This is a genomic window from Niallia oryzisoli, from assembly GCF_043641075.1.
Lineage (GTDB): Bacteria > Bacillota > Bacilli > Bacillales > Cytobacillaceae > Bacillus_BD > Bacillus_BD oryzisoli_A.
This window is the reverse complement of sequence record NZ_JBHZRC010000013.1, coordinates 36,901-63,128: the sequence shown is the minus strand read 5'-3', so window position 1 is coordinate 63,128 and position 26,228 is coordinate 36,901. Positions and strand designations below refer to the sequence as shown.

29 protein-coding genes are annotated in these 26,228 nt (G+C 40.8%); 15 read left to right on the top strand and 14 right to left on the bottom strand.

Going from position 1 to position 26,228, the window contains the following annotated elements; genetic code table 11:
- Positions 1 to 96: 96 nt before the first annotated feature.
- The 5 genes from ACHUFV_RS23485 to ACHUFV_RS23465 form a co-directional block, all read right to left on the bottom strand.
- Positions 97 to 300: a hypothetical protein gene (locus ACHUFV_RS23485; protein WP_394238432.1), complete on the bottom strand. Its 204-nt coding sequence runs from the start codon at positions 298 to 300 to the stop codon at positions 97 to 99.
- Between the two features lie 175 nt (positions 301 to 475).
- Positions 476 to 1,459 (bottom strand): DMT family transporter, encoded by a 984-nt coding sequence (locus ACHUFV_RS23480; RefSeq protein WP_394238431.1) that lies wholly within the window; start codon positions 1,457 to 1,459, stop codon positions 476 to 478.
- A gap of 193 nt (positions 1,460 to 1,652) precedes the next feature.
- The gene (locus ACHUFV_RS23475) at positions 1,653 to 2,306 is read right to left on the bottom strand and encodes an urease accessory protein UreH domain-containing protein (RefSeq protein ID WP_394238429.1); all 654 of its coding nucleotides are present in this window, start codon (positions 2,304 to 2,306) and stop codon (positions 1,653 to 1,655) included.
- 332 nt (positions 2,307 to 2,638) lie between these two features.
- Complete coding sequence (locus ACHUFV_RS23470) at positions 2,639 to 2,839, bottom strand: hypothetical protein (protein ID WP_394238427.1); 201 nt, start codon at positions 2,837 to 2,839, stop codon at positions 2,639 to 2,641.
- A gap of 145 nt (positions 2,840 to 2,984) precedes the next feature.
- Complete coding sequence (locus tag ACHUFV_RS23465; protein ID WP_394238425.1) at positions 2,985 to 3,179, bottom strand: DUF4021 domain-containing protein; 195 nt, start codon at positions 3,177 to 3,179, stop codon at positions 2,985 to 2,987.
- Between the two features lie 254 nt (positions 3,180 to 3,433).
- On the opposite strand from ACHUFV_RS23465, the gene ACHUFV_RS23460 reads away from it, so the two are divergent.
- The 3 genes from ACHUFV_RS23460 to ACHUFV_RS23450 all read left to right on the top strand — a co-directional run bounded on the left by ACHUFV_RS23460 (position 3,434) and on the right by ACHUFV_RS23450 (position 5,029).
- Complete coding sequence (locus ACHUFV_RS23460; RefSeq protein ID WP_394238423.1) at positions 3,434 to 4,405, top strand: bile acid:sodium symporter family protein; 972 nt, start codon at positions 3,434 to 3,436, stop codon at positions 4,403 to 4,405.
- 167 nt (positions 4,406 to 4,572) lie between these two features.
- Positions 4,573 to 4,713 carry a hypothetical protein gene (locus ACHUFV_RS23455; RefSeq protein ID WP_394238421.1) on the top strand — a complete coding sequence of 47 codons (141 nt, stop codon included), beginning with the start codon at positions 4,573 to 4,575 and terminating at the stop codon, positions 4,711 to 4,713.
- A gap of 178 nt (positions 4,714 to 4,891) precedes the next feature.
- A complete protein-coding gene (locus tag ACHUFV_RS23450) occupies positions 4,892 to 5,029 on the top strand; it encodes a hypothetical protein (RefSeq protein WP_394238419.1) in 138 nt (45 codons plus the stop codon).
- A gap of 78 nt (positions 5,030 to 5,107) precedes the next feature.
- Here the strand turns inward: ACHUFV_RS23450 and ACHUFV_RS23445 are convergent, their stop codons facing one another.
- Positions 5,108 to 5,575 carry a CBS domain-containing protein gene (locus tag ACHUFV_RS23445; protein ID WP_394238417.1) on the bottom strand — a complete coding sequence of 156 codons (468 nt, stop codon included), beginning with the start codon at positions 5,573 to 5,575 and terminating at the stop codon, positions 5,108 to 5,110.
- A gap of 222 nt (positions 5,576 to 5,797) precedes the next feature.
- Between ACHUFV_RS23445 and ACHUFV_RS23440 the strand changes: the two genes are divergently transcribed.
- On the top strand, positions 5,798 to 6,034 hold the full coding sequence (locus tag ACHUFV_RS23440; RefSeq protein ID WP_394238416.1) for a hypothetical protein: 237 nt from the start codon (positions 5,798 to 5,800) through the stop codon (positions 6,032 to 6,034).
- Positions 6,035 to 6,089: 55 nt separating this feature from the next.
- Here the strand turns inward: ACHUFV_RS23440 and ACHUFV_RS23435 are convergent, their stop codons facing one another.
- A complete protein-coding gene (locus ACHUFV_RS23435) occupies positions 6,090 to 6,287 on the bottom strand; it encodes a hypothetical protein (protein WP_394238414.1) in 198 nt (65 codons plus the stop codon).
- 473 nt (positions 6,288 to 6,760) lie between these two features.
- Positions 6,761 to 7,162, bottom strand: a complete 402-nt coding sequence (locus ACHUFV_RS23430; RefSeq protein WP_394238412.1) for a bacteriohemerythrin — start codon at positions 7,160 to 7,162, stop codon at positions 6,761 to 6,763.
- A 294-nt stretch (positions 7,163 to 7,456) separates the two neighbouring features.
- Here ACHUFV_RS23430 and ACHUFV_RS23425 point away from each other — a divergent pair, with 294 nt between their 5' ends.
- The 3 genes from ACHUFV_RS23425 to ACHUFV_RS23415 all read left to right on the top strand — a co-directional run bounded on the left by ACHUFV_RS23425 (position 7,457) and on the right by ACHUFV_RS23415 (position 9,435).
- The gene (locus tag ACHUFV_RS23425; protein ID WP_394238410.1) at positions 7,457 to 7,843 is read left to right on the top strand and encodes a GntR family transcriptional regulator; all 387 of its coding nucleotides are present in this window, start codon (positions 7,457 to 7,459) and stop codon (positions 7,841 to 7,843) included.
- A 54-nt stretch (positions 7,844 to 7,897) separates the two neighbouring features.
- The gene (locus ACHUFV_RS23420) at positions 7,898 to 8,989 is read left to right on the top strand and encodes a DUF1648 domain-containing protein (protein ID WP_394238408.1); all 1,092 of its coding nucleotides are present in this window, start codon (positions 7,898 to 7,900) and stop codon (positions 8,987 to 8,989) included.
- Between the two features lie 209 nt (positions 8,990 to 9,198).
- Positions 9,199 to 9,435: a hypothetical protein gene (locus ACHUFV_RS23415; RefSeq protein WP_394238406.1), complete on the top strand. Its 237-nt coding sequence runs from the start codon at positions 9,199 to 9,201 to the stop codon at positions 9,433 to 9,435.
- A 52-nt stretch (positions 9,436 to 9,487) separates the two neighbouring features.
- On the opposite strand, the gene ACHUFV_RS23410 is transcribed toward ACHUFV_RS23415, so the two are convergent.
- Positions 9,488 to 9,994, bottom strand: a complete 507-nt coding sequence (locus ACHUFV_RS23410; protein WP_394238404.1) for a DoxX family protein — start codon at positions 9,992 to 9,994, stop codon at positions 9,488 to 9,490.
- A 327-nt stretch (positions 9,995 to 10,321) separates the two neighbouring features.
- Here ACHUFV_RS23410 and efeO point away from each other — a divergent pair, with 327 nt between their 5' ends.
- The 3 genes from efeO to ACHUFV_RS23395 all read left to right on the top strand — a co-directional run bounded on the left by efeO (position 10,322) and on the right by ACHUFV_RS23395 (position 14,283).
- On the top strand, positions 10,322 to 11,167 hold the full coding sequence (gene efeO, locus ACHUFV_RS23405) for an iron uptake system protein EfeO (RefSeq protein ID WP_394238402.1): 846 nt from the start codon (positions 10,322 to 10,324) through the stop codon (positions 11,165 to 11,167).
- A complete protein-coding gene (gene efeB, locus ACHUFV_RS23400; RefSeq protein WP_394238400.1) occupies positions 11,168 to 12,448 on the top strand; it encodes an iron uptake transporter deferrochelatase/peroxidase subunit in 1,281 nt (426 codons plus the stop codon). It begins immediately after the preceding gene.
- Positions 12,449 to 12,537: 89 nt separating this feature from the next.
- On the top strand, positions 12,538 to 14,283 hold the full coding sequence (locus tag ACHUFV_RS23395) for an FTR1 family iron permease (RefSeq protein WP_394238398.1): 1,746 nt from the start codon (positions 12,538 to 12,540) through the stop codon (positions 14,281 to 14,283).
- A gap of 43 nt (positions 14,284 to 14,326) precedes the next feature.
- On the opposite strand, the gene ACHUFV_RS23390 is transcribed toward ACHUFV_RS23395, so the two are convergent.
- Positions 14,327 to 16,900: a bifunctional diguanylate cyclase/phosphodiesterase gene (locus ACHUFV_RS23390; protein ID WP_394238396.1), complete on the bottom strand. Its 2,574-nt coding sequence runs from the start codon at positions 16,898 to 16,900 to the stop codon at positions 14,327 to 14,329.
- Positions 16,901 to 17,235: 335 nt separating this feature from the next.
- On the bottom strand, positions 17,236 to 17,418 hold the full coding sequence (gene tatA / locus ACHUFV_RS23385; protein ID WP_394238394.1) for a twin-arginine translocase TatA/TatE family subunit: 183 nt from the start codon (positions 17,416 to 17,418) through the stop codon (positions 17,236 to 17,238).
- Positions 17,419 to 17,651: 233 nt separating this feature from the next.
- On the opposite strand from tatA, the gene ACHUFV_RS23380 reads away from it, so the two are divergent.
- The 5 genes from ACHUFV_RS23380 to ACHUFV_RS23360 all read left to right on the top strand — a co-directional run bounded on the left by ACHUFV_RS23380 (position 17,652) and on the right by ACHUFV_RS23360 (position 21,406).
- Positions 17,652 to 18,392: a polysaccharide deacetylase family protein gene (locus tag ACHUFV_RS23380; protein WP_394238392.1), complete on the top strand. Its 741-nt coding sequence runs from the start codon at positions 17,652 to 17,654 to the stop codon at positions 18,390 to 18,392.
- A 212-nt stretch (positions 18,393 to 18,604) separates the two neighbouring features.
- Positions 18,605 to 18,853, top strand: a complete 249-nt coding sequence (locus ACHUFV_RS23375) for a FeoA family protein (RefSeq protein ID WP_394238391.1) — start codon at positions 18,605 to 18,607, stop codon at positions 18,851 to 18,853.
- Positions 18,850 to 19,539 (top strand): FeoB small GTPase domain-containing protein, encoded by a 690-nt coding sequence (locus ACHUFV_RS23370; protein ID WP_394238389.1) that lies wholly within the window; start codon positions 18,850 to 18,852, stop codon positions 19,537 to 19,539. The genes ACHUFV_RS23375 and ACHUFV_RS23370 overlap by 4 nt, the downstream gene beginning before the upstream one ends.
- 3 nt (positions 19,540 to 19,542) lie before the next feature.
- On the top strand, positions 19,543 to 20,946 hold the full coding sequence (locus tag ACHUFV_RS23365) for a nucleoside recognition domain-containing protein (RefSeq protein ID WP_394238387.1): 1,404 nt from the start codon (positions 19,543 to 19,545) through the stop codon (positions 20,944 to 20,946).
- Between the two features lie 85 nt (positions 20,947 to 21,031).
- Entirely contained in the window at positions 21,032 to 21,406 is a 375-nt protein-coding gene (locus tag ACHUFV_RS23360; RefSeq protein WP_394238386.1) for a hypothetical protein, read from the top strand.
- Positions 21,407 to 21,441: 35 nt separating this feature from the next.
- On the opposite strand, the gene ACHUFV_RS23355 is transcribed toward ACHUFV_RS23360, so the two are convergent.
- The 3 genes from ACHUFV_RS23355 to ACHUFV_RS23345 form a co-directional block, all read right to left on the bottom strand.
- Entirely contained in the window at positions 21,442 to 22,236 is a 795-nt protein-coding gene (locus tag ACHUFV_RS23355) for a transposase (RefSeq protein WP_394238384.1), read from the bottom strand.
- Between the two features lie 667 nt (positions 22,237 to 22,903).
- Positions 22,904 to 24,862 carry an FUSC family protein gene (locus tag ACHUFV_RS23350; RefSeq protein ID WP_394238380.1) on the bottom strand — a complete coding sequence of 653 codons (1,959 nt, stop codon included), beginning with the start codon at positions 24,860 to 24,862 and terminating at the stop codon, positions 22,904 to 22,906.
- A gap of 175 nt (positions 24,863 to 25,037) precedes the next feature.
- Positions 25,038 to 26,222, bottom strand: a complete 1,185-nt coding sequence (locus ACHUFV_RS23345) for an amidohydrolase (RefSeq protein ID WP_394238502.1) — start codon at positions 26,220 to 26,222, stop codon at positions 25,038 to 25,040.
- Positions 26,223 to 26,228: the final 6 nt, after the last annotated feature.

Genomic DNA, 26,228 nt, shown 5'->3' with positions numbered 1-26,228 from the left:
TTATAGAATGATAACTTTAGCAAGTTTATCTCTATGGCAAAAAAAAATCCCCCATTCGATCATCAATGGGGTGTTCAGCCTTTCCGTTTTGTTAGGTTAGACATAAAGTAAATCTCCTTCTCTGTCATGAATGTCTATGAGCTCTGCTTCCCACCAAAGACTAGAATCTGGGATGATATCCTTCATGAAGTTCGGCATTTCCTCCTTAGTCTTTGCTGCAGCTGTCTCCAGTACTGCTTCCTCCGCGGTCATTTCACAACAAATTTCATAAATTTCGTCGAAATGAGTGAATGACATCATCGGCACCTTCTTCCTTGTTTTGAGGGGTTTTTTCTTTTATTACCTCCCTCTTGCTACTATTATAAGCGGGAAAAGTGACTTGGATTCCTTTTAATTATGTCAATATTTTGAATAATATCGACAATAGTGACGATTACATTTATGTTCGCACCGACTTTTTTCGAAAAAAAACTCCTTACCGCATCGACTCAACCTTCTTACCCAAACTCATGCTCTTTTCCACTTTTTTATGAGCAGCAAAGCTGTGCAATACCACGCCAAAAATAACCGTTAGCATTCCGACCCACGATAATGGTGATGGAATATCTGCTGATAAAAAGAACAGCTCTCCCAAGAGTGAAATAAGGACAGATACAGGCTGAGTGGCCTCTACTGCAGCCAGCTTTTTCATTTGACCGTTCACCATGTCTGTTGCGCGAAAGAACAGGACTGTTGCAATGACTCCCGCAAACAGGGCGACCATTCCGGATTGAACCGTTTGATCCATGCTTGGCATCCCTTCTGTCAAAAGACCATAAATCGCTAGCAAAAACCAAAAGGGCATGCTGGCAATGGTCATCCCTAATACCCGTTCAAACGTGTGCAGCCGTCCTCTGCTGACTTCCATCATTTTACGATTCCCAAGCGGATAGGCAATCGACGCGATGACCATTGGGATGGTGGCGTATAGTAGTTCTTTTCCCGTAATGTCCTTTGCGTGTTCGATTTGCATGAGGATGACTCCTGCTAAAATAACCATCGAAAAAGCGAGCCCTCGAAACGGAATTTTACTTCGTACACGCTTTGTCCCGCTCGTTGTTTCAATATTGTCATAGAAAAGCGGTGCCAGCAGCGAGCCGAAGACGATTGTCACCTGAAAGGTTGCGGCCACAAGCCAGCCCGGTGCATAGGCTGTTGAAAAGCACATTGGGGCATAAAATAAACCAAAGCCAACAAAGCTCCACCAAAGCCATTTCAGCGGTTCCTCTCTCATGACCTTTAGAAGCGGCCGCAGCTGCTTTCGAAGCATCACAATAATAACAAGGAACAACGCTGTCCAAAAGTATCTTAAAGAAGCACTCCAAATCCAGCTTCCTCCTGACATTTCCATGGAGCGATTAAGAATATAGGTAAAAGCAAAAAAGAATGCACCACAAATGCCAAATAAAATGGGACGCAATAACGTACCTCCTCTATGTTTCATAGTGATAACCAAAAGAATATTACTAATAATTACCCTCTAGAGATAACTTATTTTCCATATTATCATAATTTTTTATTTTTTATAAAATTTTAAAAAACCAGTCCATAACCCAACATAAAAAAGCCCTGCGCCAACAGAGCTTTTTCCATAATATCCTAGCGGTTTCCCTTTACATCGCTCCAAACCACAAGGCAAATAACCCCTCGGTAATCCCGAGATTGTATATGTAATAGATGCCAAAGGACGTACTGATGGCTCCCGTTACTTTCACTAAGCCCTTTTGAATACTGTGGCTGTTTTTCGCAGCATTGAACGGGATTCCAAGCAAACCTGTAAAAAGCAGCATACCGACACAAGTGCCAAGTCCAAAAATAATAATATAGAGGGCACCCTGCCATAACGAATCGATGGTGTTCATCGTTAATAACACCATCGCCGAACTGCCTGCCAAACCGTGGACAAATCCGATAAAGGCCGATTTTGCATAGGTTTGTTTTTCCGAATGATGGTGGTGATGACTGGCAACCCCCCCTACCATAAGGGCTCGCAATCCTAAATAAACAAGCATAAATCCGACCAGCATTTCCAGCGTTAAAGTCCATTTTTCCGAAAGACTTACTTTAAACATAATCAGTAAAATACCAGTGATAAATAATGTTGTGGTGTGGCCGATGCCCCAAAATACTCCGGTTAAGGATGTCTGCCACAGCTTCTTCGTTTTTCCTGCCAGCGTGGAAACCGCAATGACATGATCGGGCTCCATTGAATGCTTGATGCCAATAATAAATCCGATTGATAATATGGCGAGTAAACTTACATCCACACATACCCCTCCTGTTGGTAATAGATTTCTAGCCTTTTCTCCAATCAATCCATTTTTTCCTCAAATATGCACTCTTATGAACCGTTTCTAGTTTGTAAAAATCGTTCACTATCAGGCAAGCAATCTCTAGATACGGAATATCCAATCAATGGAATTTAACCCATTAATTCCAATCGTAGACTTTTTTGAATCATTTAACAATTATCTCTAAGGAAATGTAATAAAAGATTCACTAATCGTGAAATATATGTGAAAAAGAGCCCAATTAGTTAGGCTCTTTTCGATTTGGTTAGTGTGATTATTTATAATGGATATCTAGTTTACTATCTAAATCAAATATCTTCATTCTCTATGTTACTTTTATCCGCTTTTCTATCTATCCTATAAAAAATAAGTCCTGTAAGAAATATGGCTAGAGACAATGTTACATTGCAAATCAAGCGATTAATACCAAAGTCTTCCTCAAACTGATTTAATATACTAGAATATATGCCCGCTAATATTGTTAATAAAAGGATTTTATGTAATTTCATAAAACATCCCCCATTTCATGCTTTGTTTACACTTACATTATAAATGGCATATTTATCATACGTATTTGGAAAATAGTAGGTTTCAACTTTATTCTCTTTTCATTAAAAAAGGGTACGTATACACGTACCACTTTAAATCCTTTTTCTAACGGCCATCTCTTTCCGTATTAGGCTCTATTTGATCCTCAGTAGCAGTTTCCACCATCCCATATAATCCGTTCATTTCCTGCTCATCCATATCAAGACCCAGTGCAGCCTCATTTGCATTTCGCGACTGGTTCTTCTGGCTGCTTTGCAGTTGATTATTCATTTGTTGACCTCCGTTATTTGGCAGTTCCATACAATGACACCTCCTCATTTTAGATTGTCTAAAATAAAAGTATGTATTCAAATCGCTATATTCATTTTTCTCCTAGAAATCAAAATAATTTCAAAATAACTTTAAAGTCTTTTTTTTCTTTATTACATGTAATTTAACAAAATGAAACTAATATCACACATTACCAATTATTTGTACTAGATTAAATATATTGATTATCATTATTTTCTGAGTATAATAATATTCATAACATTTCGAAAGGGAGGGTTTAATAAATGAAAGCTTTAGAAAAACTAAGTGTATTTGCGGGCAACACGTTTGCCTATTGGGTTTTGCTTTTTGCTGGTCTGGCATTATTATTTCCTGGAGGCTTTACTTGGATTGGCCCTCATATTTCATTATTATTAGGGATTATTATGTTTGGAATGGGGATGACTTTATCTGGCGGGGATTTTAAAGAGGTTTTCAGTCATCCGAAAAAGGTATTAATTGGCGTTTTAGCCCAGTTTCTCATTATGCCGTTTACAGCGTTTGGCTTAGCCTATGCGCTAAACCTTCCGCCAGAAATTGCAGTCGGCGTTATTCTTGTTGGAGCCTGCCCCGGCGGCACTTCCTCCAACGTTATGACTTTTTTAGCAAGAGGAAATACAGCTTTATCCGTTACAATCACATCTTGTTCAACACTATTGGCACCTCTTTTGACTCCTGCCATCACCCTGATGCTGGCAAGCAAATGGTTACCTGTATCTGCAGGCGATATGTTCGTCTCAGTTATAAAAATTGTTCTTTTACCAATTGTTTTAGGCCTTATTGTGAAAACATTATTTAAGAAGCAGGTAGAAAAAAGCGTTAAAGCTCTCCCATTGGTTTCGGTTATTGGGATTGTGGCTATTGTCGCAGCCGTTGTAAGTGGAAACAAAGAGAAGATCCTGGAAAGCGGATTATTAATTTTAGCTGTTGTTATTTTACACAATGCTCTTGGCTATGCGCTAGGATTCTTTGCCGCAAAGGTATTAAAAATGAACTATCCAGACCAAAAAGCGGTAGCCATCGAAGTAGGAATGCAAAACTCCGGTCTTGCTACCGCCCTTGCAACTGCCCACTTCTCACCATTAGCAGCCGTACCAGGAGCTATCTTCAGCGTATGGCACAACGTATCCGGCTCACTCCTTGCCAACTACTGGGGCAAAAAAGCCGAAAAAGAAGAACAACAACAAGAAAAAAGCGACAAAATTATGGAAGCATAGAGATGGTTCTTTCGCTTCCAAAAGGGTCACTGCAGAATAATATGCAGTGGCTTTTTTTATTTGCAAAAGTTTCTTTTTTCACGCTAGCTTTGAACATTTAGTGAAAATACAAAACCTCCATCATAATTACGACTCCACCGCACAAACTAGAAGTGGAGGTGGTTATTATGTCAAACAAAGAAAAATTCCCAGAGGGCGCAAAAATAACAAAAGACAATCAAGTCTTTGCTCCTGAAGGCAGTTCCGAGAATGTAAAAGGCCAATCACATTCAGCGAAGGGCTCCAACCGTGGATATGGACAGAAATAAGCAGGGGGACGGTTCTCCTGCTTCCTCCAGAAAGAAGTCACGTCATACCAGGGCCTTATGAAAAGATTGAGAACTTTATAAAGGACAAACGATCAACTATTTGAACATTTAGTGAAGATTAGGGTTACTCATTATAATTACCAGTTATTCGTCAAAACTAGTGATGGAGGTGATAAACATGAAACCCGAAGAGGAATTTTTTGAGGGCGACAGCATGATGGAGGAGGATCCATTATTTGCTCCTGATGATAGTGCCGATAGCGTTAAGCCTAATTCTGTTCAAGGCTTCAAATTATGGTGGGATGGCTGGGAATGAAGAACCTATTTTTAAGCAACTGAATATTTCCTAAGCATTCAAAAATAGGGACAGATAACCTAACACCTGTCCCCATTTTTATATAACCGCTCGCCCTTCCAGCTTAAATGTACTCCGTATAATATCAGTGCGGCTAATGATTCCGACGAGTGCTCCCTTTCGCACAACCGGGATTCTTTGGATATTCTTTTTACCTAGAAATGCTGCAATATCCTCAACGTCCACTTCTGACGAAATTTTGTAGACCTTTGTCTGTGCGATCTCCATTACATTTAACTCCATTAGTCGTTTTGCCCTGCTCTCAAGATTATCATTGTCCCCTTTCATGATCTGCGAAAAAAATAAAGTGCCAAGAACCAGATCCTTTTGTCTCCCAATATAACGCATGATATCACCGTCGCTTATATAAGCAACCAGTTCATTTTTGTCATTCACAACCGGGAGACCATTGACACCATGTTCAATCATTTTTTCAATCACGAATCTGACACTGTGCTCTTTCTTAACTTTAATGACCTGTGTGTTCATAATCTCATGCGCTTTCATCATACCCTCCTAATATCTATTAGATTAAAAATCAGAAATTCTGGATGCTGAACTACGTTTTCCCTATATCCGTACTAAAAAGTTGTATTATAACAGAAATATATCCCAATTTTCATAACATTACAAATATTCAGCCTGTAGATTCAAGGCATATTACAACGGAAGATGCGCACTATAAAGGATGGGAGTATAAGTTCCAAATACCGATTCTGGAGGCTTATTATGACACAGGAAAATCAGCAGTTAAAGTATGCGCAAAACGAGGTTCAAAAGGCTCATTTAGAATTACAAACGGAGGAAAATGAGTTATTGAAGGCCATGCAACAGGAGGAAATAGAGATTCAGCATTTAAAACAGGCGCAACAGAAGGTAAAACAAGAACAAATGGACGTTCAAAAAGCACAAGAAAAGTTGCAGCATGCTCAACAAGTGGTTATGAACCAACAAAATCTGCAATAAAAAAGTTCTTTTGCTTCCGTTGAATTATATTTGGAAGCAAAAGAACCCATTCTGTTTACTGTTCATCCAGCATCTTAATTTTTTCTTCGATGTATTGTTTTTCAAGTGCTCCCAGTTGAAGTGAGAGGTTTATATATCTGGAGCTGTTTGCACCACTTTGATTGTATAGTTCCCCTAGGCTGTTCCTAAGTTTCATAATCTGCTTTAGCTGTAAATAGTCGCTTTGAATACGTTGTTCAGTGACTGCCATCATCATACACCCTCTTCATTATAGAAATTTTGGAATGATTGACATATTGAACCCAATAACTCTTATTGAGATTATTCTAATCAGTCATAAGAGCGGATTATCGTAATTCCAATAAGAGCGTATCACAGTAACCAGTATGATGAAAATACGTAAAAGAATAGTAAAACAATTTACAAAAATCCCACTATATATCAATATAACTTTACAGTCAAACCCACATTTCATATTCTGAAAAAACAGCTGATTATCTTTGCAAACAATTGATTTTCCCTCCTCCCCTAGTCTCAATAAACTTTCCTATGATAACGACTCGTACTAAAGTAAAAATATTCAGATAAATGACGGAGGGACGGTTCTTCTGCTTCTTTAATCAAAGTATCCTTATATATTAAGTAAAAAAAGGCGGAATTCTATGCGAACTCCACCCCATACTTGATATGATTTTAAAATGTCCTAGCTCGTTTGAAAATGATTAATTACTCAACGCCCTTTTCGTTTAGGAATGGGCTGTATTGCTTATCAATATTTGGAATATGTGAATATAACCAATCACGTACGAATGCCGTGATTTCCTCAGTTACTTCCTCTTCACCAGCATTAAATTTTGCCTGAATATCTGCACATTGTTGAACTAAATTGTCATGAGCCTTTTTATGTTCTTCATAATCTGGGTAGCCGTTTGCCTGCATTAATTCTTCTTCAGTAGCAAAGTGTTTAACTACAAAGTCAATTAAACCGTTCAGTTTTTCACCAATCACCGCTCTATCCCCCGATAGTGATTCGTGTAAACCATTTACCAGTTGAAACAATTCTTGATGCTGATCATCCACCTCGTTAATATTTACGCTGTAATTCTCGCTCCAAGTCATTAGTGACATTTGTAATACCTCCCCGTTTTTTGTAACAATTTGTCAACAAAGTCATTTTATCATTAAATTAAGCGCTTACAGTTTGAATATATTGAACATTTTGTGAAAATATGGAAATTGGTTATTTGGTCGGATAATGCAGAGGGACGGTTCTCCTGCTTCCTTTTTTTGTTTTGGGAAGCGGGAGAACCGTCCCTCTGCTTCTTTTAGAAGCAGAATCACACGCGCATTTTGGATTTCTGTTCTATACATAATAGAGCAATTTTGTTATAATAATAGTAGAACAGATTGGAGTGATGGTGGATGATTATTCGCATTGAGCCTGAGTCTGATATTCCGATTTATACGCAGCTGTCGAATCACATTATAGAGGGGATTGCCCGGGGAGAACTGCATCCTGGAGATTCACTTCCATCTGTGAGGTCCTTTGCCGCAGATCTTGGCGTGAACATGCATACGGTTAGTAAAAGCTATCATCAATTAGAGAAAAAAGGAATTATACGAATCGTTCCGAAGTCTGGAGCCATCATTCGTTCACAGGATGAGTTGAGGAAAGATGGTACCCATGACGAGCTTTTTATGGAAGCATTAAGACCCGTTATCGCTGAAGCATTGGTGGCTGGATTAACTCGTCAACAAATCGATACACTTGTTGCCGCTGTTATCAATGACTTCAAGGGTAAAGCATGATAGAGATCTCCTATCGCAGGTTTTCTTCAAAATCATCAGAATGGAGGAATGGATATGGCATTTATCGTCTTTTCCGTATTGATTATCTTTATGGCATTCATGGAGGCAGCCATCCCATATTTAGTCAAACGAACGGTTGTATTCGGTGTGACCGTTCCGGAACAGCATGTAACGGACCAAAGGCTCATCCACTATAAACGAACGTATTCTATTATTGTCGCCGCTGTCTCAGCTGCTTCCTTTGCTTATTTCTTTTTTTGGTACAGCCGTACAAACCCAGCTGAAGAGCAAATCGTCTTATATGGTATGTTCATTCAATTTGGCATAATGATCTTGAGTGTTGCGCTGTACTTCTTTTACCATGGAAAAGCTACCCGGCTGAAAAAAGCAGAGAATTGGGGCGAAAACGTCAAACAGGTTAAGGCAGCCGATTTATCAGCCAGGACCCATGATGAAATGCTTCCCTGGTATGTTTTTTTGCTTCCGATGATCATTACGGTTGGTGTTCTCATCTATACGATTATCAAATACCCTGTCCTTCCCGATCAGATGCCAATGCATTGGGGGATTGATGGCAAGCCGGATGCTTTTACAAATAAAACACCTATCTCTGCCATTCAAATGCCGCTCATCCTTCTAGTGATGCAGGTCATGATGATGGCAATGAATCTATCACAAAAGCGTTCAGGGATTAAAGTAAGCGCCACAAACACAACAGGAACCCGTACCCGTCAGCTTGCACTTAGAAAGTATTCAAGCTGGTTCACATTTTTAACAAGCCTATTGCTCACCATGCTATTCGTATTCTTTCAATTATCAACCATTCATGAAGGCCTTGCAGGAGACGCTATGACCTTTGCGATACCAATGATTTTTATGCTTCTTGTGTTAGTTGGAACCATCATCTTTGCAATCAAAGTAGGAACAGCCGGCAATAAACACACAGCACCACCAGCTGAAGGCATTGAGGACTATGATGAGGATGATTACTGGAAAGGCGGTCTCTTCTACTTTAACAAGAATGACCCTTCCATCTTTGTCGAAAAAAGATTCGGTGTCGGCTGGACCCTGAACTTCGCCAACCCAATAGGGTACATCATCATTTTTGTACCACTTATTATCGTTTTAGTTTTAAGTTTCTTATAAAAATGAAGCAGAGGGACGGTTCTGTTGCTTCCAACTGGTTAAAGGCTAACGATTGCATTAATAGAATCGGCCCAAAGCTCTCAATCGAAATCGCTCGAAAATGTAATGGATATGTCACTATTTCGCCTTTTTCCAGTACTTACCAAGGTAATCTATATCAGGTATAATAGGAACATGGTAATATAATCTTTTTTCAAGGGGTTGGTAAAATGGATATTCATAGAGAAGATCTTCATTTGCTTGTAGACCTTGTAGAGGATAAGGATACAAAACTCGTATATGACCTTATCAGAGCTGTAATTGATAACTCGGAAAGAGAGATTGTTTTAGAACCTTATCACACACCATCGCCCGTCGTAAACGAAGGAATTTATACGCCAGCACACCATACCATTGACAGCGATGAACTCATCGATTGGGAAGACTCATGCTTAAATATGATGTGAAGCAGGAAGGGTATCCTGCTTCTTTTTGTTATTTACTTCGACTTTGGATAAATTATTCTGTTGAAAGGTTCTGTGATTTTTGATTAAATCTTTTATCCCTTATGTACGGAAGAACCCAATGGTCTAATCCAATTTTTGCTGCATTCACGCCGGCTATTAAAATGAGAAGCTCTAACAATAACATTTGCGGATTTGTACTAGTTGTCCCAGAAAATAAATAAGAAAAATTCATGATGACCCCCATCAACGCTGCAAAAGAAGTGAAGACGCCTAATAGTAGAGCTACGCCTACAAGAAACTCTCCCCATGGAACTAAAACATTAAATAATCCCACATTTGGAAGCGCAGCATTTTCAATAAAATAACCCCACCATCCTGGCACCGCGGGATGGTCACCGGATATTTTCGATAAAGCTCCATGTAGAAAACCTGATGCATCAAATTTTCCTGATGTAATTTTCTCATAGCCAGCTGTTAGCCATTGCCATCCGAGATATACTCGGATAACTGTCAAAAAATAACTCATAATAGGGTTTACTTGTAGAAACTTACTAACCAATATTTCCATCTCCTTAATCGATAATGATAATCTTTCTCAATAATATAAACTAATATTCTGAATTTAAATCCGTATTTTATCCTATTTTCTTGACTAGGTCATTTTGACGATATACTAATTTGATCTATTAAAAATGTGGTTTGTACCCTTTTAAAAATCCTCATAGCGGGCTCAATGAAAAAGTATTAGTAGTTACCTACTTTGTCTTTTAGAATTGCTATTACTCTATAAAAAATTATATAGTGAATAATAATTTATGTTGATAATGATTATCATTATCTGATATGATACTAGTAATCTGAAAATTATTACAAAGGGGATTTATATATGAAAAAAAAGAAAGCGTTAGTTGGTGTGTTTTTATCTACTGGTCTATTATTTGGTTGTTCTCAAAAGGAAGAAACCGCAGAGAAGCCTAAGGAAAAGGAGGCAGCCCCTGTTTCTAGTGAATTAGAAGGTGTATCAACTGAATACAGAGAATATGCGATAGGTGAAATTGAACAATTTGTTCAGGCTACAGATGCTTTTACACAGGCCGTCATAGCCGGTAATCTTGAACAGGCAAAGGAATTATATGCTCCTTCCCGTATGCACTACGAACGCGCAGAGCCGATTGCGGAAGTATTCGGTGACCTTGATCCAAAAATAGATGCTCGTGAAGGCGATGTTCCGGAAGCGGAATGGACGGGGTACCATCGCATCGAAAAAGGTCTTTGGATTGATAACACAACAGCAGGCTATGAACAGTACGCTGAGCAATTAATGAAGGATGTCCAATTATTGCGTGCAAAGGTTGAAACAGTTGACGTCACACCAGAACTATTGGTTACGGGAGCTGTTGATCTATTAAATGAGGTCTCTACTTCAAAAGTAACGGGTGAGGAAGATCGCTATTCTCACACAGATTTATATGACTTTGCTGCAAATGTTCAAGGTGCTGAAAAAATCTATCAACTGCTGGAGCCGGCACTGAAAGAAAAGGATTCGGCTCTTGCTAGTGATATTGAAAAGCGTTTTGCAGATGTATACAGCTTACTTGATCAGCATAAACAAGGCGATGCCTATAAACTATATACGGAATTAACGGAATCAGAGGTAAAAGATTTAAGTTTAGCAATTGATGCATTGGCAGAACCGCTATCACAAATCGGAATTGTAACGGAGGCGTCTTAATTGGCAGAGACACAGAAGGATTCTTCTCTTTTTGTAAAAAAAGTATCAAGACGTAATATGTTAAAAACAGCCGGTGCCGGTGGAATTGGGGTGCTCGTCGGGGCCTCTGGTCTTGGCGGCATTCTGTCAATCACGAAAGCTTCAGAAACAGAGCAAGTGGACAACACTGTTCCTTTTTATGGAAAGCACCAGGCAGGTATTACGACGGAAGTGCAAAATCATCTTTACTTTGCTTCATTGAACGTAACAACAGAGAACAAACAGGACTTGGTTCAATTATTTAAGGACTGGACAGCTGCCGCTGAGAAAATGACAAAAGGGGAACCGCTTGCAGAATCAGCGTCGAATGCCTACATTCCCCCTAAGGATACTGGTGAAGCTACCGGACTGTCTGCTTCTAATCTAACGATTACCTTTGGAGTTGGACCGACGCTTTTTGTAAAAGATGGCAAGGACCGCTTTGGTTTGCAGGCAAAACAGCCGGCTGAATTACAGGGGCTCCCAAAATTCCCACTCGATGCGTTAGAGGATGCATGGAGCGGCGGAGATATTTGTATCCAAGCCTGTGCCGACGATCTGCAGGTAGCCTTTCATGCGGTACGAAATCTTGTGAGGATCGCTAGAGGGAAAGCAGTCATTCATTGGGCGCAGACCGGTTTTCAACGGTCTAAGCAGGCGGATGCGAAAAAGGAAACGCCGAGAAATTTATTTGGTTTTAAAGACGGAACCATTAATCCGGATGTAAAAAAAGACAGCGATATGAATCAACAGGTTTGGGTTCAGCAGGGAGATGGTCCTGATTGGCTTGCAGGCGGGAGCTATATGGTGGTCCGCCGGATTCAAATGTACATCGAGGTATGGGACCGGACGACACTTAGCGAGCAGGAGAAAACATTCGGCCGCCACCGTGATTCAGGCGCCCCGCTCGGGATGAAGCAGGAATTGGATACCGCTGATTATAAGGCAAAGGATTCTAATGGACAGCCAATTATTCCAAAAGACTCACATATGGCGTTGTCACATGGAGACGGCACCCAATCTATTCTACGAAGAGCCTATTCCTACGAATCTGGGATGGATCCTCAAACTGGAAGCTTTGATGCTGGACTTTTGTTCATCTGCTTCCAACGCAGGCCAAGCAAACAATTCATCCCAATTCAAAACCGCCTTGCGCAAAGTGACAAACTAAACGAATACATCATCCACCGCGGCAGCGCCCTCTTCGCCTGCCTCCCAGGAACAAAACAAGGAAGCTACATCGGAGAAACCCTATTATCATAAGCAGCGGAGGGACGGTTCTTTCGCTTCCATTTTGCACTTGAAGCGGAGGAACCGTCCCTCTGCTTCATTTTTAAAGGAGAAGAACGATCATGATTAATAAGAAAATGCTATTGATGCTTGCGGCCTGTTTGGTGATTTTGCTGGGTTTATCGCCTGTGTCGAATGCAGCTGAAAAAAACTATGATAATCTGTTTGTTTATATCGGCAACAGTTTGATGAAGGCGAAAAATGGGGATTACGAAGCAATCGCCGAGAATATGGCCAGCTTTGAAACTGAATGGAATGCACTAAAGACAGATAGCGAAAAGGCCAAAAAGGTGGACAAGGAGCTTTTACAAGTTAAGGACGCTTTACAAAAAAAAGCGGATATAGAGGAAACGAAAAAGAAGCTCTCTTCCCTTTCCAGCTCGCTCATCGCCTTTGATACTGCAGAAAACCCTGTAAACAAAGGCAAGGATAAAGAAAAGCTACAGGCATTGCTGCCATTAATTGCTGACATGAAAGCAACGGTTTCACAGGGTAATGCTGAGATGGCGCAAAACCAATATGATGAGCTTTTGGCTAAGTGGACTGAAGTTGAAACAATCGTCAGAGGAGAAAGCGTTGTTTCCTACGGTGAGATCGAGAAGTATCAAGCATTTGTCCGAATCGCAGTGAAGAATGAGACACTGGATCAAGAAAGTGCTCAGGAAAACCTTGATGCGCTGCAAGCTTCCATTGAGAATGTGATTACAGGAAATGTAAAAAAAGCAGACAACAATGCTGATTATTCATTGACAAATATTACACAGCTTTTAAAGGAAAGCCTAAAATCAATCGAAGCAAACCAATTGGATTCAGCTGTCACTCAATTGAATGAACTATTAACAATTTGGCCGATGGTAGAAGGCGATGTATCCACTAGGGACAGCAAGCTCTACAGCGATATGGAAACAAAGGTTCCAGAGGCAATCAGCTTGCTAGAATCGAAAAAGCTTCAACCTGATCAAGCGAAATCAATACTTACTGACTTAAATGATCGACTTTTGCCATTGACAAAAGAAACCAGCTACTCCATTTGGGATGCTGCCTTGATTTTACTGCGCGAAGGACTGGAAGCCCTGCTGATTGTCGCAACGTTGCTGTCCTTTTTAAAAAAGGTCAACCAGCACAACAAGCAAAAATGGATTTGGATTGGTGTCGCTGCCGGTTTAGCAGCAAGTGTGGTTCTATCCTTTATCATCAATATGGTCTTTTCACAATTAACAGCTGCTTCCAGCCGTGAATATTTAGAGGGGATTGTCGGAATCGTTGCCGTCGTGATGATGCTAACAGTCGGAGCCTGGCTTCATAGTAAATCGAATATTCATGCATGGAATCGATATATTGGCAGCCAAATGAACCAAGCAATTGAAACAGGAAGGCTTGTTTCCTTTTCGTTGATTAGCTTCTTTTCCATTTTCCGTGAAGGAGCGGAAACGATTATTTTCTATTCTGGGATGGCACCATATATGAGCCTTCAGCAAATGGTGACCGGAATTGGAATCGCTCTAGTGATCCTAATCATTATAGGATTTATTATCATCCGCTATAGCGTGAAATTACCCATTACGCTCTTCTTCAAAGTTGCGACCATTATGATTTACGCGTTAGCATTCAAAATCCTAGGCGTCAGCATTCATGCGCTGCAGGTTTCGAACGTACTACCAACCCATTCGATCGGTACGCCATTTATCGAGTGGATCGGCTTGTACCCGACACTTGAAACAACCCTGCCGCAGATTGCCTTTGCGGGATTGATTTTGCTGACTACGGTTTGGGTAAAGAAACGAAACTCCATTTCTGCAGCCGGATAATGATTGCTATAAGAAAACTCGCCTGAAATTTGGCGAGTTTTTATTATGACTTTAACACGGACTCGATTTCTTGGGATATCCCCCCTCCATCCATCAACAATACATTGGAAGCAGAAGAACCGTCCCTCTGCTTCAATCCCCCATATTTCAGACTGAATTCCTCTGGTGGGAGCGGCGGGCTGAAGAGGTAGCCTTGGAATTGCTGGCATTTGCGGTCCTTTAGGAAATCCTTTTGGGTGTCGGTTTCGACGCCTTCTGCGATAACATGTAAGTTTAGGTTATTGGCTAAGGCAATAATGGTTGAGACAATGGCTGCGTCGGTCTCTTCTTGATTATGGGCAATGTCGCGGACAAAGGATTGATCTATTTTAAGACGATCAACAGGCAGATGCTTTATATAGGACAAGGATGAATAGCCTGTGCCAAAATCATCAATCGAAATTTGGACTCCGATTTCCTTTAGGTCCTGCAGTTTTTTCATCGCATAGTCAGCATTCATCATCATACTTTCTGTAATCTCTAAATCTAAGTATTCAGGTGCGAGCTGGGTTACAGCCAATACTTCTTTTACCATTTCTACTAAATCATCCTGGTAAAATTGCCTGATTGATAAATTTACACCAATTGCTAGAGGAGGATACCCTTCATCATGCCATTGCTTCATCTGAAGGCAGGCGGTTCGCAGTACCCATTCTCCAATCGGAACGATCAGACCGGTCTCCTCCGCAATTGGGATGAACTTACCTGGAGAAATCCACCCGTGCTTCGGATGCTGCCAACGAATTAATGCCTCCAACCCGATTATTTCCCCGCTCTGAATATCCACCTGCGGCTGATATACGAGATAAAGCTCCTTGTTCCCTAATGCATGAAATAAATCATTTTCAAAAATAAGGCGTTCCATTGCTTTTCCATCCATCGACGAACGATAGAATTGAAAGGAAATATTCTGCTGCTTCGCTTCAATTAATGCGACATTGGCATGTTTAAACAGCAGGTCACAGCTTATGCCATGGTACGGATAAACCGCAACGCCAATCGTTACGGATGCATTTAATAGCAGATTCTGTGCCTCCAAAGGTCCTTTTAAGGTATCTTGAATCTGTTGAATTACGTGAATAATATCTTCCTCATGGACAATCGAAGGCAGAATCAGTCCATATTGGTCACCCGTCATTCTTCCGAAAATCCAATGCTCTGGAAGCACCTGCTGCAGACGGTCCGCAACCGCTTTCAAGACAGAATCACCAAAAGCATGCCCGAGTGCTTCATTTATATTTTTAAAACGATCAATATCCAATTCAAGAATGGCGACCTTGTTTTTAGGCTGCTTCTTAATTAAGTCTGATAGTTTTTCTTTTAAAAAACGGAAGTTGGGCAGCTGTGTTAGGTCATCATAAAAGGCCATATGATGGATTAGATTCTGATCCTTTTCCTGCTGCGTGATATCGCGAAAAACCATAATATTACCGCGGATTTCTCCATCCTCTAGCAACGGCGTGATCACATAGGCTGTTGGAAAGGCGGTTCCGTCTTTACGATAGAACGAATCCTTTTCAACCCTGCAGGATGTACGAGTGAAAAATGAACTTACATCAGTGTCTTGCTCCCCGCCCGTATGAATCACAGAATAAATGCTCTTCCCATACACCTCCTCCTGCTTCCATTGGAGAAGCTGCTGGGCTTCGAGATTCATATATGTTAGTTGCCCATTGGTATCCGTGACAATGAGCCCTTCCCCCATATGAGAAGTAATGGTCTCAAGAAACTGTTTGTTTTGCCTCAACCTTTCCTCTGTTTCCTTTTGCATTTGAAAAGGCTCCTCCACCGATGTATGATATACCGCTCGTTGCATAAAATACATCCCTGCGATTTGGAACAGGTGGCCGATGAAATTATTGATATCATAAACCATTTTATAAGTGGTAAAAAAATAATCCGCACTGATTAAGTAGACAGATGCCATAATGAGCATTAGATTAAAGAATTCCTTGGAACGAAATCGAACAATCACAAAATAAATCACAATTACTTCAAGTACCATGCCAACATATTGAAGATTATTCTTGATTGACGTCGTACCGATTCCCTCTTTAACCAGCTCCGGCAGCACTGGTGTTGGATAGAACACAATGATCATCCAGATAAGAGCATAAACCCCCGAAATCCCGTACGCTAAAAATCTTTTTCCGGGACGTACGAGCCTGTCCTTTGATGTGACAATCAACAGCATGCCCACTACTTCTGTCAAACGAGCCGCCATAAAAAACCAAGTTGCCTTATAAGCAGAGCTTTCCGAGAGAAAAAACGGCATACCCTTAAAGGTAACGGCATGAGCAATCTCAATAAAACCAGTTGCGAAAAACAAGGCTCCAATCCACAAGCGATAATTCGATAGCACATGCGGAAACGCCATCCACGATTGAATCGCAATTGTAAAGGATATCGTGATGATAAAAAACTCCATAATCAAATGAATCGTCAAATAATTATCTACACCAAAGACCCCATAAAAAGGCTCCCGAAACCATAAAGCAATCATCAAAAACACCGCAGAAACAGGAATAATCAACAACGTATCCTTAGCAGATCGAAAGACATACTTAAAGTTCCTCATAAAATCTCCTTTCTGGAAGCAGGGGGACGGTTCTCCTGCTTCCTTTTTTGATATCTTTACTCGTTTATGTAAGAGCGATAAATAGCTAATATTCGTTAGCCTCTTGGTTACTTTTCTAGTATAGCTGTCTTTCAGGAGGAATATCGTCTTAGTTATATATTCCTATAATGATATTCAACCAATAGTTTCAAATTCCTTCTTAAATAAAATAAAAAGAATAGAGTAGCAGGAATCAATTTTTCCTTCTAATGAAAACAGCCGAAATTTATTTTTTCAAGATAATAAAAAAACATAAGCTCATGGCTTATGCTTCTTTGAATTTATTATTTTGTATATTATTTAATCGCTTTTTTTGTATCGTCAATTTCTTCGCTAGTCAATTCTCGAGCAGACTTTTTAAATTCAGATAACGTTTGTCCAACAGCACGGCCTAATTCAGGCAGCTTCTTTGGTCCAAAAATGATAAGAGCCAACACGATGATAAGTATTAACCCTGGTACACCAATATTTGATAGCATTGTGTGCATCTCCCTACTTTTCTTTTTGACTTAAAAACTATTATAATACACACCTTCTCAAATAGCTAAAAAAATTATGATTTGTCCATTTTAAAACTTTTACAAGATTGGAGATTCTTCACAATTTACTCTTCCATTTATTTAAAAAGGAAGCAGGAGAACCGTCCCTCCGCTTCATAATTTTAACTGGTTTGCGGAATAATAAGCAGAAAATGTGGTAATGGGGTGTTTTTATGAAGAAGGCGGCGTTATTTTTACTATTGATAGCTTTTTTGTTTGTACCGACACAGGCTTCTGCTGAGCGTGAACGCGGGATTCCGATTCTGGTTTATCATTTGATCGATGAGTACAAGGGAACGGGGCAGAAGGAGCTGTATGTTACACCGGAGAATTTCGAGGAACAAATGATGTATTTGCGGGATCATGGCTATACATTACTGACCTTTGAACGGTGGAAGGATCGAAATAAAGTCAACAAACCTATTTTTATTACCTTTGATGATGGGTATAAAAACAATTTAAAGGCCTTTGCTATTTTTAAAAAGCTGGAAACGAGCAGGTTTAAACCAGCGGGCACTATCTTTGTTATCTCAGATTTCATTGGCGGTATTGGTCGTTTAAACTCCGCGGAGTTAAAAATGCTTGCGGATTCAGGAGTCTTCTCCATCCAATCCCATACAGCCACCCATCCCGATTTGACGAAACGAGAGAAAATGGAGTATGAGCTCAAGGAATCAAAAGAAAAAATTGAACACATAACAGGCAAACCTGTGATAGCCCTTTCGTATCCGTACGGAAATTTCAATACCCGATTAGTCGAGGAAACAAAGAAATACTATCAATTCGGACTCACTACAACACCGGGTCTATTTAAGGAACAGAATTTCAAAAACGAACTCTATCTTTTACCTAGAACTTACGTCAAAAACTCAACCTCCCTTCATGATTTTGCCAAAATCGTAGAAGGGAAATAAAGAATACAGGGGGACGGTTCTCTTGCTTCCATTTTTGCCTTTTGGAAGCAAGAGAACCGTCCCCCTGCTTTTATTGAAAACCCCCTCTATTTTTTTAATAAAAGCTCATCCACTTTATTTTTTTCTAAAATGGGTTATCAATATGAATATATGGTCATATTATAACTTCAAAAGTTGCATTAAGGCAAAAAGTGAGACGAGGGGAAAAAGTGATGGTTTATTCAAATAAATTGAAATTATTTGAGGCGAAGATCGGGGATCTTATCCGAATAACTTTTTTAGATATTGAAGGTGTCATGCGAAGAAGACTGTTAGATCTCGGGTTTGTTCCCGGGGCCATTGTCGAGGTTCTAAGGCGAAGCCCTCTTGGTGACCCTATTGCTTTTCGGGTGAGCCAGACGTCTATTGCCCTAAGGAAAGAGGAAAGCATGAAAATTGAAGGCGAGTTGATTGAGCCATGACAAATTCCTACCGTATTGCACTAGCAGGCAATCCAAATACAGGGAAAAGCACAATCTTTAATCTCTTAACAGGTTTAAAGCAGCATACAGGGAATTGGGCTGGGAAAACAGTTGATTTAAAGGCGGGGACTTTTTCGTTTAAAGATAAGCAATATGAGATGATTGATTTGCCCGGAACCTATTCATTATTTTCCAATTCAAAGGATGAGGAAATTGCCCGGGATTACATTGTTTTTGAAAAGCCCGATGTCACCTTAGTTATCTTAGACGCCACCGCTTTGCAAAGGAATATGAACTTAGCCCTCCAGGTAATGGAGATTACCGATCGCCTTATTATTTGTATCAATCTCATTGATGAAGCTGAAAAATTAGGGATAAAAATTAATGAAAAATTATTGATGAGGCGTTTAGGAGTGCCTGTCATTAAGGTTTCAGCTCGAAATAAAACCGGGATACCGATGCTGCTGGATACGATTGACCGCGTAGTAACTGGAGCTATCCAATGTACCCCCTATCAACTGACCTATAATGAAGAAACCGAAGAAAAAATAAACCTTCTTTTACCGATGGTGCAACAGATTGCCGGGAATGACCTTCCAGCTAGATGGCTGGCCTTACGTCTATTGGACGGTGACAAAAGTCTTTTACAGCAGATTGAAAAAAAAATGACCAAAACGGAGGTGTAACAGATGGATACCCACCACCCAAAAGCAGAACAAAATGGTCTGCAGGCGCTTTTGGTGCAGGCTGACCAGCTTTCAACGTCTAGTATTAGGGATCAAATTGTGGAGCAGCTTTATAAAAAAAGCAATGAACTCTTAAAGGAAGGCGTTCATTTTTCAAAAACAAAATATGATCAAAAAACGGAAAAATTAGATTCAATCTTTACGTCCCTTTTTTGGGGATTTCCGATTATGCTTTTGATGCTTGGCGTCATTTTTTACTTAACGATTGCAGGTGCCAATGTCCCCTCTTCCATGCTGGCGGAGTTCTTTAGTTGGATTGAAGGCTATTTAACTCTTACGTTTACGGCCTTACATGCACCTGATTGGCTACATGGGGTGCTTATTTTAGGTCTGTTTCGGGGAACAGGCTGGGTGATTAGCGTGATGCTTCCGCCAATGGCAATCTTTTTCCCTACCTTTGCCCTTCTTGAAAATTATGGCTATTTACCACGGGTTGCATTTAATATGGATCGTTTATTTAAAACCGTTGGCGCGCACGGGAAGCAATCGTTAACAATGGCGATGGGCTTTGGCTGTAACGCAGCTGCCGTAATGTCTTCTCGAATTATTGAGTCACCTCGCGAACGAATGCTAGCCATTCTGACTAATAACTTTGTCCCATGTAACGGTCGCTGGGGAACACTCATTGTTCTAGCATCACTATTTATGGCATCAGGCTTTACCGGTGGAATGCATTCTTTAGTCACCACATCAGTTGTCGTTGGCATTGTAATGTTCGGGATTGTCACCACATTTGTTGTTTCCTGGGCGTTATCAAAAACGGCCTTACGAGGAGTTCCTACCCATTATACGCTCGAACTGCCGCCTTACAGAAAGCCAAAGTTTGTTGATACGGTCATTCGATCCTCCTTGACTAAATCGTTATCCGTCCTAAAACGTGCTGTTAAAGTCGCTGCTCCGGCAGGAATCCTGACATGGGTATTAGCCAATATTCAGGTTGGCGATGTCAGTATCCTACTGCATATTGTGTCTTTCTTAGATCCGTTAGGGCAGGCAATCGGACTTGACGGCTACATTTTAACGGCCTTTTTAATCGGACTTCCTGCAAATGAAATCGTACTCCCGATTCTGTTAATGGGGTATATGTCAACCGGGGCCCTCATTGATGTGGATGGAATTGGCGATTTGAAACAGCTTTTTTTAGACCACGGCTGGACTTGGCTGACCGCTCTGAATATGATGCTGTTTTCATTGCTGCATTTCCCATGCGGAACGACCTTAGTCAATATCTATAAAGAAACGAAAAGTGTCAAGTGGACGTTTTGGTCCTTTATGATTCCGACGGGCATTGCCTTTTTCGTCACATTTGCCATTGCCCAGCTTGTTCGGTTTTTGGGATGGGTATAGGGTAAGAAATAAATCCCAGCTGAGAATGGGTTTTTGATAATAAACAAATTTCCTGGCGAATACAATCAACATAGAGCATTTTTTCATGATCATGGAAAGTGGGTATGTGATGATGAAGAGCAGAATTCACCGCTGTAATTGCCGGAAAACCTGGTCTGTTCAGAATCGAAAGAGGAAAATGAATGCAAGTTCAATCCTGCTTAGCGGGGATTGGACGTCCGAATTAAAGCCCGAGAGAAAATGTGACCCAAAGGGGTTTGTCACAACGACCAGCAGCCAGGATATCATTATAAATCCTGCGAAGCAGCTGGTAGAGCAATTCGAAAAAACAACCCAACTCATCTACGACAAGCAAAATATCCATTTTAACGTAGAGAACGGGAAATATCTATACTTCGCTGAGGACGGAAGCTGCTATTTGTTAAGGAAGCGCGGGGACGGTTCTTCTGCTTCCGCCTAGCACACTACCTATACTATGGGGGGAATTCGGGATACTTAAGGATTCTCTCCCCTTTCTTTTGCTTTAAAGACAAGATTAACAGAAACACCCAAAATCCTTGCCACTTGCCGCTGCGATACTCCTTTAATAGCCTTGGCCTTTCGCAGCACTGCATTTCTTTTTTCTTTGGGAAAACTCTTGACCTGCGCAATTTCAATTGGACTGATCAACTGCTTTATCACCTCTCGAGCCTCATCATCTGTTAATCTTTCCTTCCTTTTCACGTCAAGGCATTCATCGTTATTGCTGCGTTCGTTAAATTCTCTAAAGCGGTCGTTGGTAATGATATAATCAACGGCAACCTTTTGTAACAGATTATCTTTATCAAGCAAATTTAGAGCGAAGGGATCCTTCCCGTAATAACCCAGACAGCTGCTCCAGCGCCATTCATCCGCATGATAAACCATCCCTGCCTTTACTGGATTCTGATGAATGTACCGTATCACCGTAAGCAAATACCGATTACAGTCCACATTTTCACTCTTAAACCGATCCTGAAAAAGATGCCCCGATGTGTTGTACTTTTGATGATAATAAGAAGCATAACTTACACCAACCCGCTTCATCGTTGCCGAAATCACCTCATTTCCCTCCTTTAATAGAAGGTGGACATGGTTATTCATCAAACACCATGCATACACCTCCATTTCCGCTTGCACCTTATACTTCCTGATTGTTTCAAGATATTTAAGAGAATCCTCCTCATCATGAAAAATCTCCTGTTTATTGGCACCGTTCATAATAATATGGTAAATTCCGGTTTCACTTTTCTCTCTTGGCCCACGCGGCATCATGGTCACCACCTTTCATGACTGAGTGTTGGAAGGATTCGTGAAAAAGAAGCAGGAGAACCGTCCCTCTGTTTGGTTTCATGTAATAACCTCCTATTTGATTGGATAGAACGATGGTTTTGAATGGATGTGGCAGATGCGTTGAATAGTGGGGGGTGAGACGGATTATGTGGTGCTATGTTGTTATTCCACAGATAGGCCTATATTCCTGCAAGGATTATCAGAGATGGTAGGAACATTAGGTGAACAAAGGGGGAGCTAAAAGTAGACTTTCGCATGTGGAAGCAGGGGGACGGTTCTCTCGCTTCCAAAATAATCTACTTGTTAATCTTCTAAAGTGATGTTATATTGGTAAAGCGATGAGCTAATTTGCATAAGTCAATGGTCAAGCTTAAATGCTAAACGCACGAATGTGGTCGTCCGGTCCATTGCCGCAATACGCAGAAAAGACGTCTGTCTATGACAGGCGTCTTTTCCATTTTTACATAATAATCGGGAGAGTCGGTCATTCTTTATGACGGCTCTCCTTTTGTATCTATTTTAGCTTGTATATGACATAGTAAAGAATTTCTCCCAAACCGAAATCACAAGCTCAAGGGAAACAGGAGAACCGTCCCTCTGCTTCCCTCACTAGTTGGAAGCAGGAGAACCGTCCCTCCGCTTCCCTTTAAGCAAGAGAATCGCCCCTCTGAATGAGTGATTTTTGTAGGCGGATGGTTTCTTTTTGGATGCTTGGGTATTGTTGGATTTCTGGGACATGTTTTAGTGGTGGTGATTGTTTTCGGTTGGCTGCGTTGGCCATGGTTTCGAATATATAGAGCATCTGGGCAAGTGTTGTGTCTGAGAGAATTGGGCGGGTTGGGTTTTTTGCGCAATTATCTAGTAAATAAGCTAATTGCTCGATGGAGAAAAGGACCGGCCAATAGTATTCCAGTACGTTTTGATTGACTGGAATCTCTCCTGCTGCAGTGCTGTATAGGGTTTGGACATGCACTAAATTTGTTCTCATTTTCATAAGTTCACGACTGTTTGGGGCGTAAAAGCCAGCTCCTTGATCGGTGAAAAGGATAAATAAACACTGTGCCTGACTGCGGATTGTTTTCGTAATGACATGTGGGAGCAAACTTGACGCGGACTGCCTCCCTACCAGCCAGACTCCGATAAGACCAATCGCTATCCCAATCGCAACATCAATGATTCTAGCCGAGGCAAAATATTGAAAGCTAAAGATACCTGGGTTGGTGCTTTCCGCCATCAGCAATGCATTAGGTGTAAAAAATAACGCAGCTAACCCATAATTTTTTACAATAAAAAGCTCCGTTATAAATGTTAAAAGCAAAATAAAAAAGACGATCATATATCCCGTCGGACCCGTAGCAAGTATCAAGCCTGCAATCACAATCCCCAGCATGGTACCCAATGCCCGTTGAATCGCGCGATGAAAGGTTGAAACAAGTGTAGCTCCTGACATCACAGCAACACAGGATAACGGTACCCAATAGGAACGCTCCAGCTCAAATTGATAGGCAATAATAGCCGCAAGCATAGTGATAACTCCGAACCGAACAGCAGAAATAAACACAATCGAACTTTTATCAAAGGCTCCTAAAAAGACTTTCTTCAAGGATGGCTTCGATATTTGAATCACTTGCTCAATCTTCGAATTGGGTTCATTCAAGACGGCATCCGCATCAAAAATGGCAACAAACAGATTGGCAACCGACTCATCCATGTCATTCGGCTGGAGAATTTGTTTAGGTGTGCCCTCCTTCTTTCTTCTATCCATGGAATGGGCGATTTCCCGTACAGCTTCCCCTAGTTCACGTGGTAATTCAGCACTTTTTCTTGAAAAATGTTCAAGTACGTATAAAAAAATCACATTCGCATGGTCGTTCAATACATATAGACGCTTAAAAAGGTCGTCTTCTCTCCAGGAAATATATCCAGCAGCAAGCGTTTCTTCTGCTTCTTTTAGCACGGACATGAACCGGTGTCTTGCCTCATGAAATTTCTCCGTGCCGACAGAATCAAGAAAGGAAGCCAGCTCAAGAAAAACTCGTTTGACAACCCCAGTTTCCGGACCATGAGGCTCAAAAAAACAGCCAATCATGGCGATGACCCATGACAGTATTCCACCCAAAAATACAAGGCTGGCACGAAACAGGGCTAGCTCGGGCTGAATCGGCATGCCTGTTGTCATGGAAAACACTAATACAAAAAAAATCGCCGACGGACCAATGATTTTTAAAGCACCAAAAATAAACACAGCGACTGCCCCAATCAAGCCCGTCAAAACTGCAATCACTAACGGATGAGGAGCCGCAACAGATCCAAGCCAAGCAACAAAGGTAATCCCAAGCACCACAAAGAACAGCTTCTTCGCACGTTGAGCATAGGGAATGTTAAAGGTATAAAGATATGTAAATGCGCCCATACCAGCAATCAGTCCGTACTCAAAACGACCGATCCACAATCCTATCAAGACAGGCAATGCCGCAGCCACCCCTGCGCTAAACGCCTTCTCCCATGGAAATGGCTTTTGATTGACAGTTAAAGCTTGTTTGAATATAGAAGGGGGTTTGGCAATGGAAGACTCTGCGGATTCTATTGGTTTATTTTCGGTCATCGTAATCGCTTCTTTCCACTATCATATGGTAAAAATAATGAACACAATCTTCATTATCTTTCCTTTCAAATTTAGGTGTTATGCAAAAACGAGGCAGAGGAATGATGACATACAAAAAACCATATCGCATACCAAAAATAAAAAGTATGTGATATGGCTTTATTATTTCTTTCTATTACATTTCAAAATAACTGCAAACAACCTGTCCAACAGCTTTTGCTGCTACAAGGAGCGCATCCTCATCAATATCAAATTTTGGATGATGATTGAAGTAAGGATTTTCTACCCCTTTTGGTGTACAGGCAATGTAGAAAAAGCAGGCTGGGAATTTTTCAGCATAATAAGCAAAGTCCTCAGATGGAGACATTGCCGGAAATTCCTTCACTACTTTAATGTCCTGATCATCCATACTTCGTAAGCTTTCAGCCACCTTAGCTGTAAGCTCAGGGTTGTTGTATAAAGGTGGATAATCCGGAGTAAACGTAAGCTCACATGTTACGCCAAACTCTTCTTCAATTCCTTTTACGATCCGTTTAACTTCTCTCTCAATCGTTTCTTTTGTTTCTACTGTCATGTAGCGAATATCGCCTTCAAGCTCTACGCTGTCCTTAATCACGTTGAAGGTGCCTTTTCCATCAAACGATCCAATTGTAATAACACCGATATCGAATGGACTTAATCTGCGGCTGACAATGGTTTGCGCAGCTGTCACAAAATGGGCAGCAGCAACAATGGCATCATTAGCTAGATGTGGAGAGGAACCATGTCCGCCTCTTCCTTGAACTCTTACTTTCATGTATGCTCGTCCGTTGAAGGAATATCCAGCATGATACCCTACTGTGCCCACAGGTCCCATAGGTAACAAATGAATACCAAAAACAGCATCTAAATCATCAATTAAACCAGACTCTACGATACTTTTCGCTCCACCTGGCGGCACCTCTTCTGCATGCTGGTGAATAATTTTTATTGTACCTGGAATGGCGTCCTTTATTTGAATTAAGCAATCCGCCAAAACTAATAAATAGGCCGTGTGCCCATCATGTCCACACGCATGCATCATGCCTTCATTCTTTGATTGAAACGGTACATCTGTTTCTTCCATAATCGGAAGGGCATCGAAATCTGCGCGCAGACCTATTGTTTTTCCAGGCTTTCCACCTTTAATCGTTACGATAATGCCATAGCCATTCCCAACATTCGTTTGAATCTCCACATCTTTTCCTTTGTAAAAATCCACAATATATTGAGCCGTCTCCTTTTCTTTAAATGAAATCTCAGGATGTTCATGTAAATGACGGCGAATTTTGATGATTTCCTCTTTACGTGATTCTAGCATGCTCATTAATTCACTTTTTATCATGTT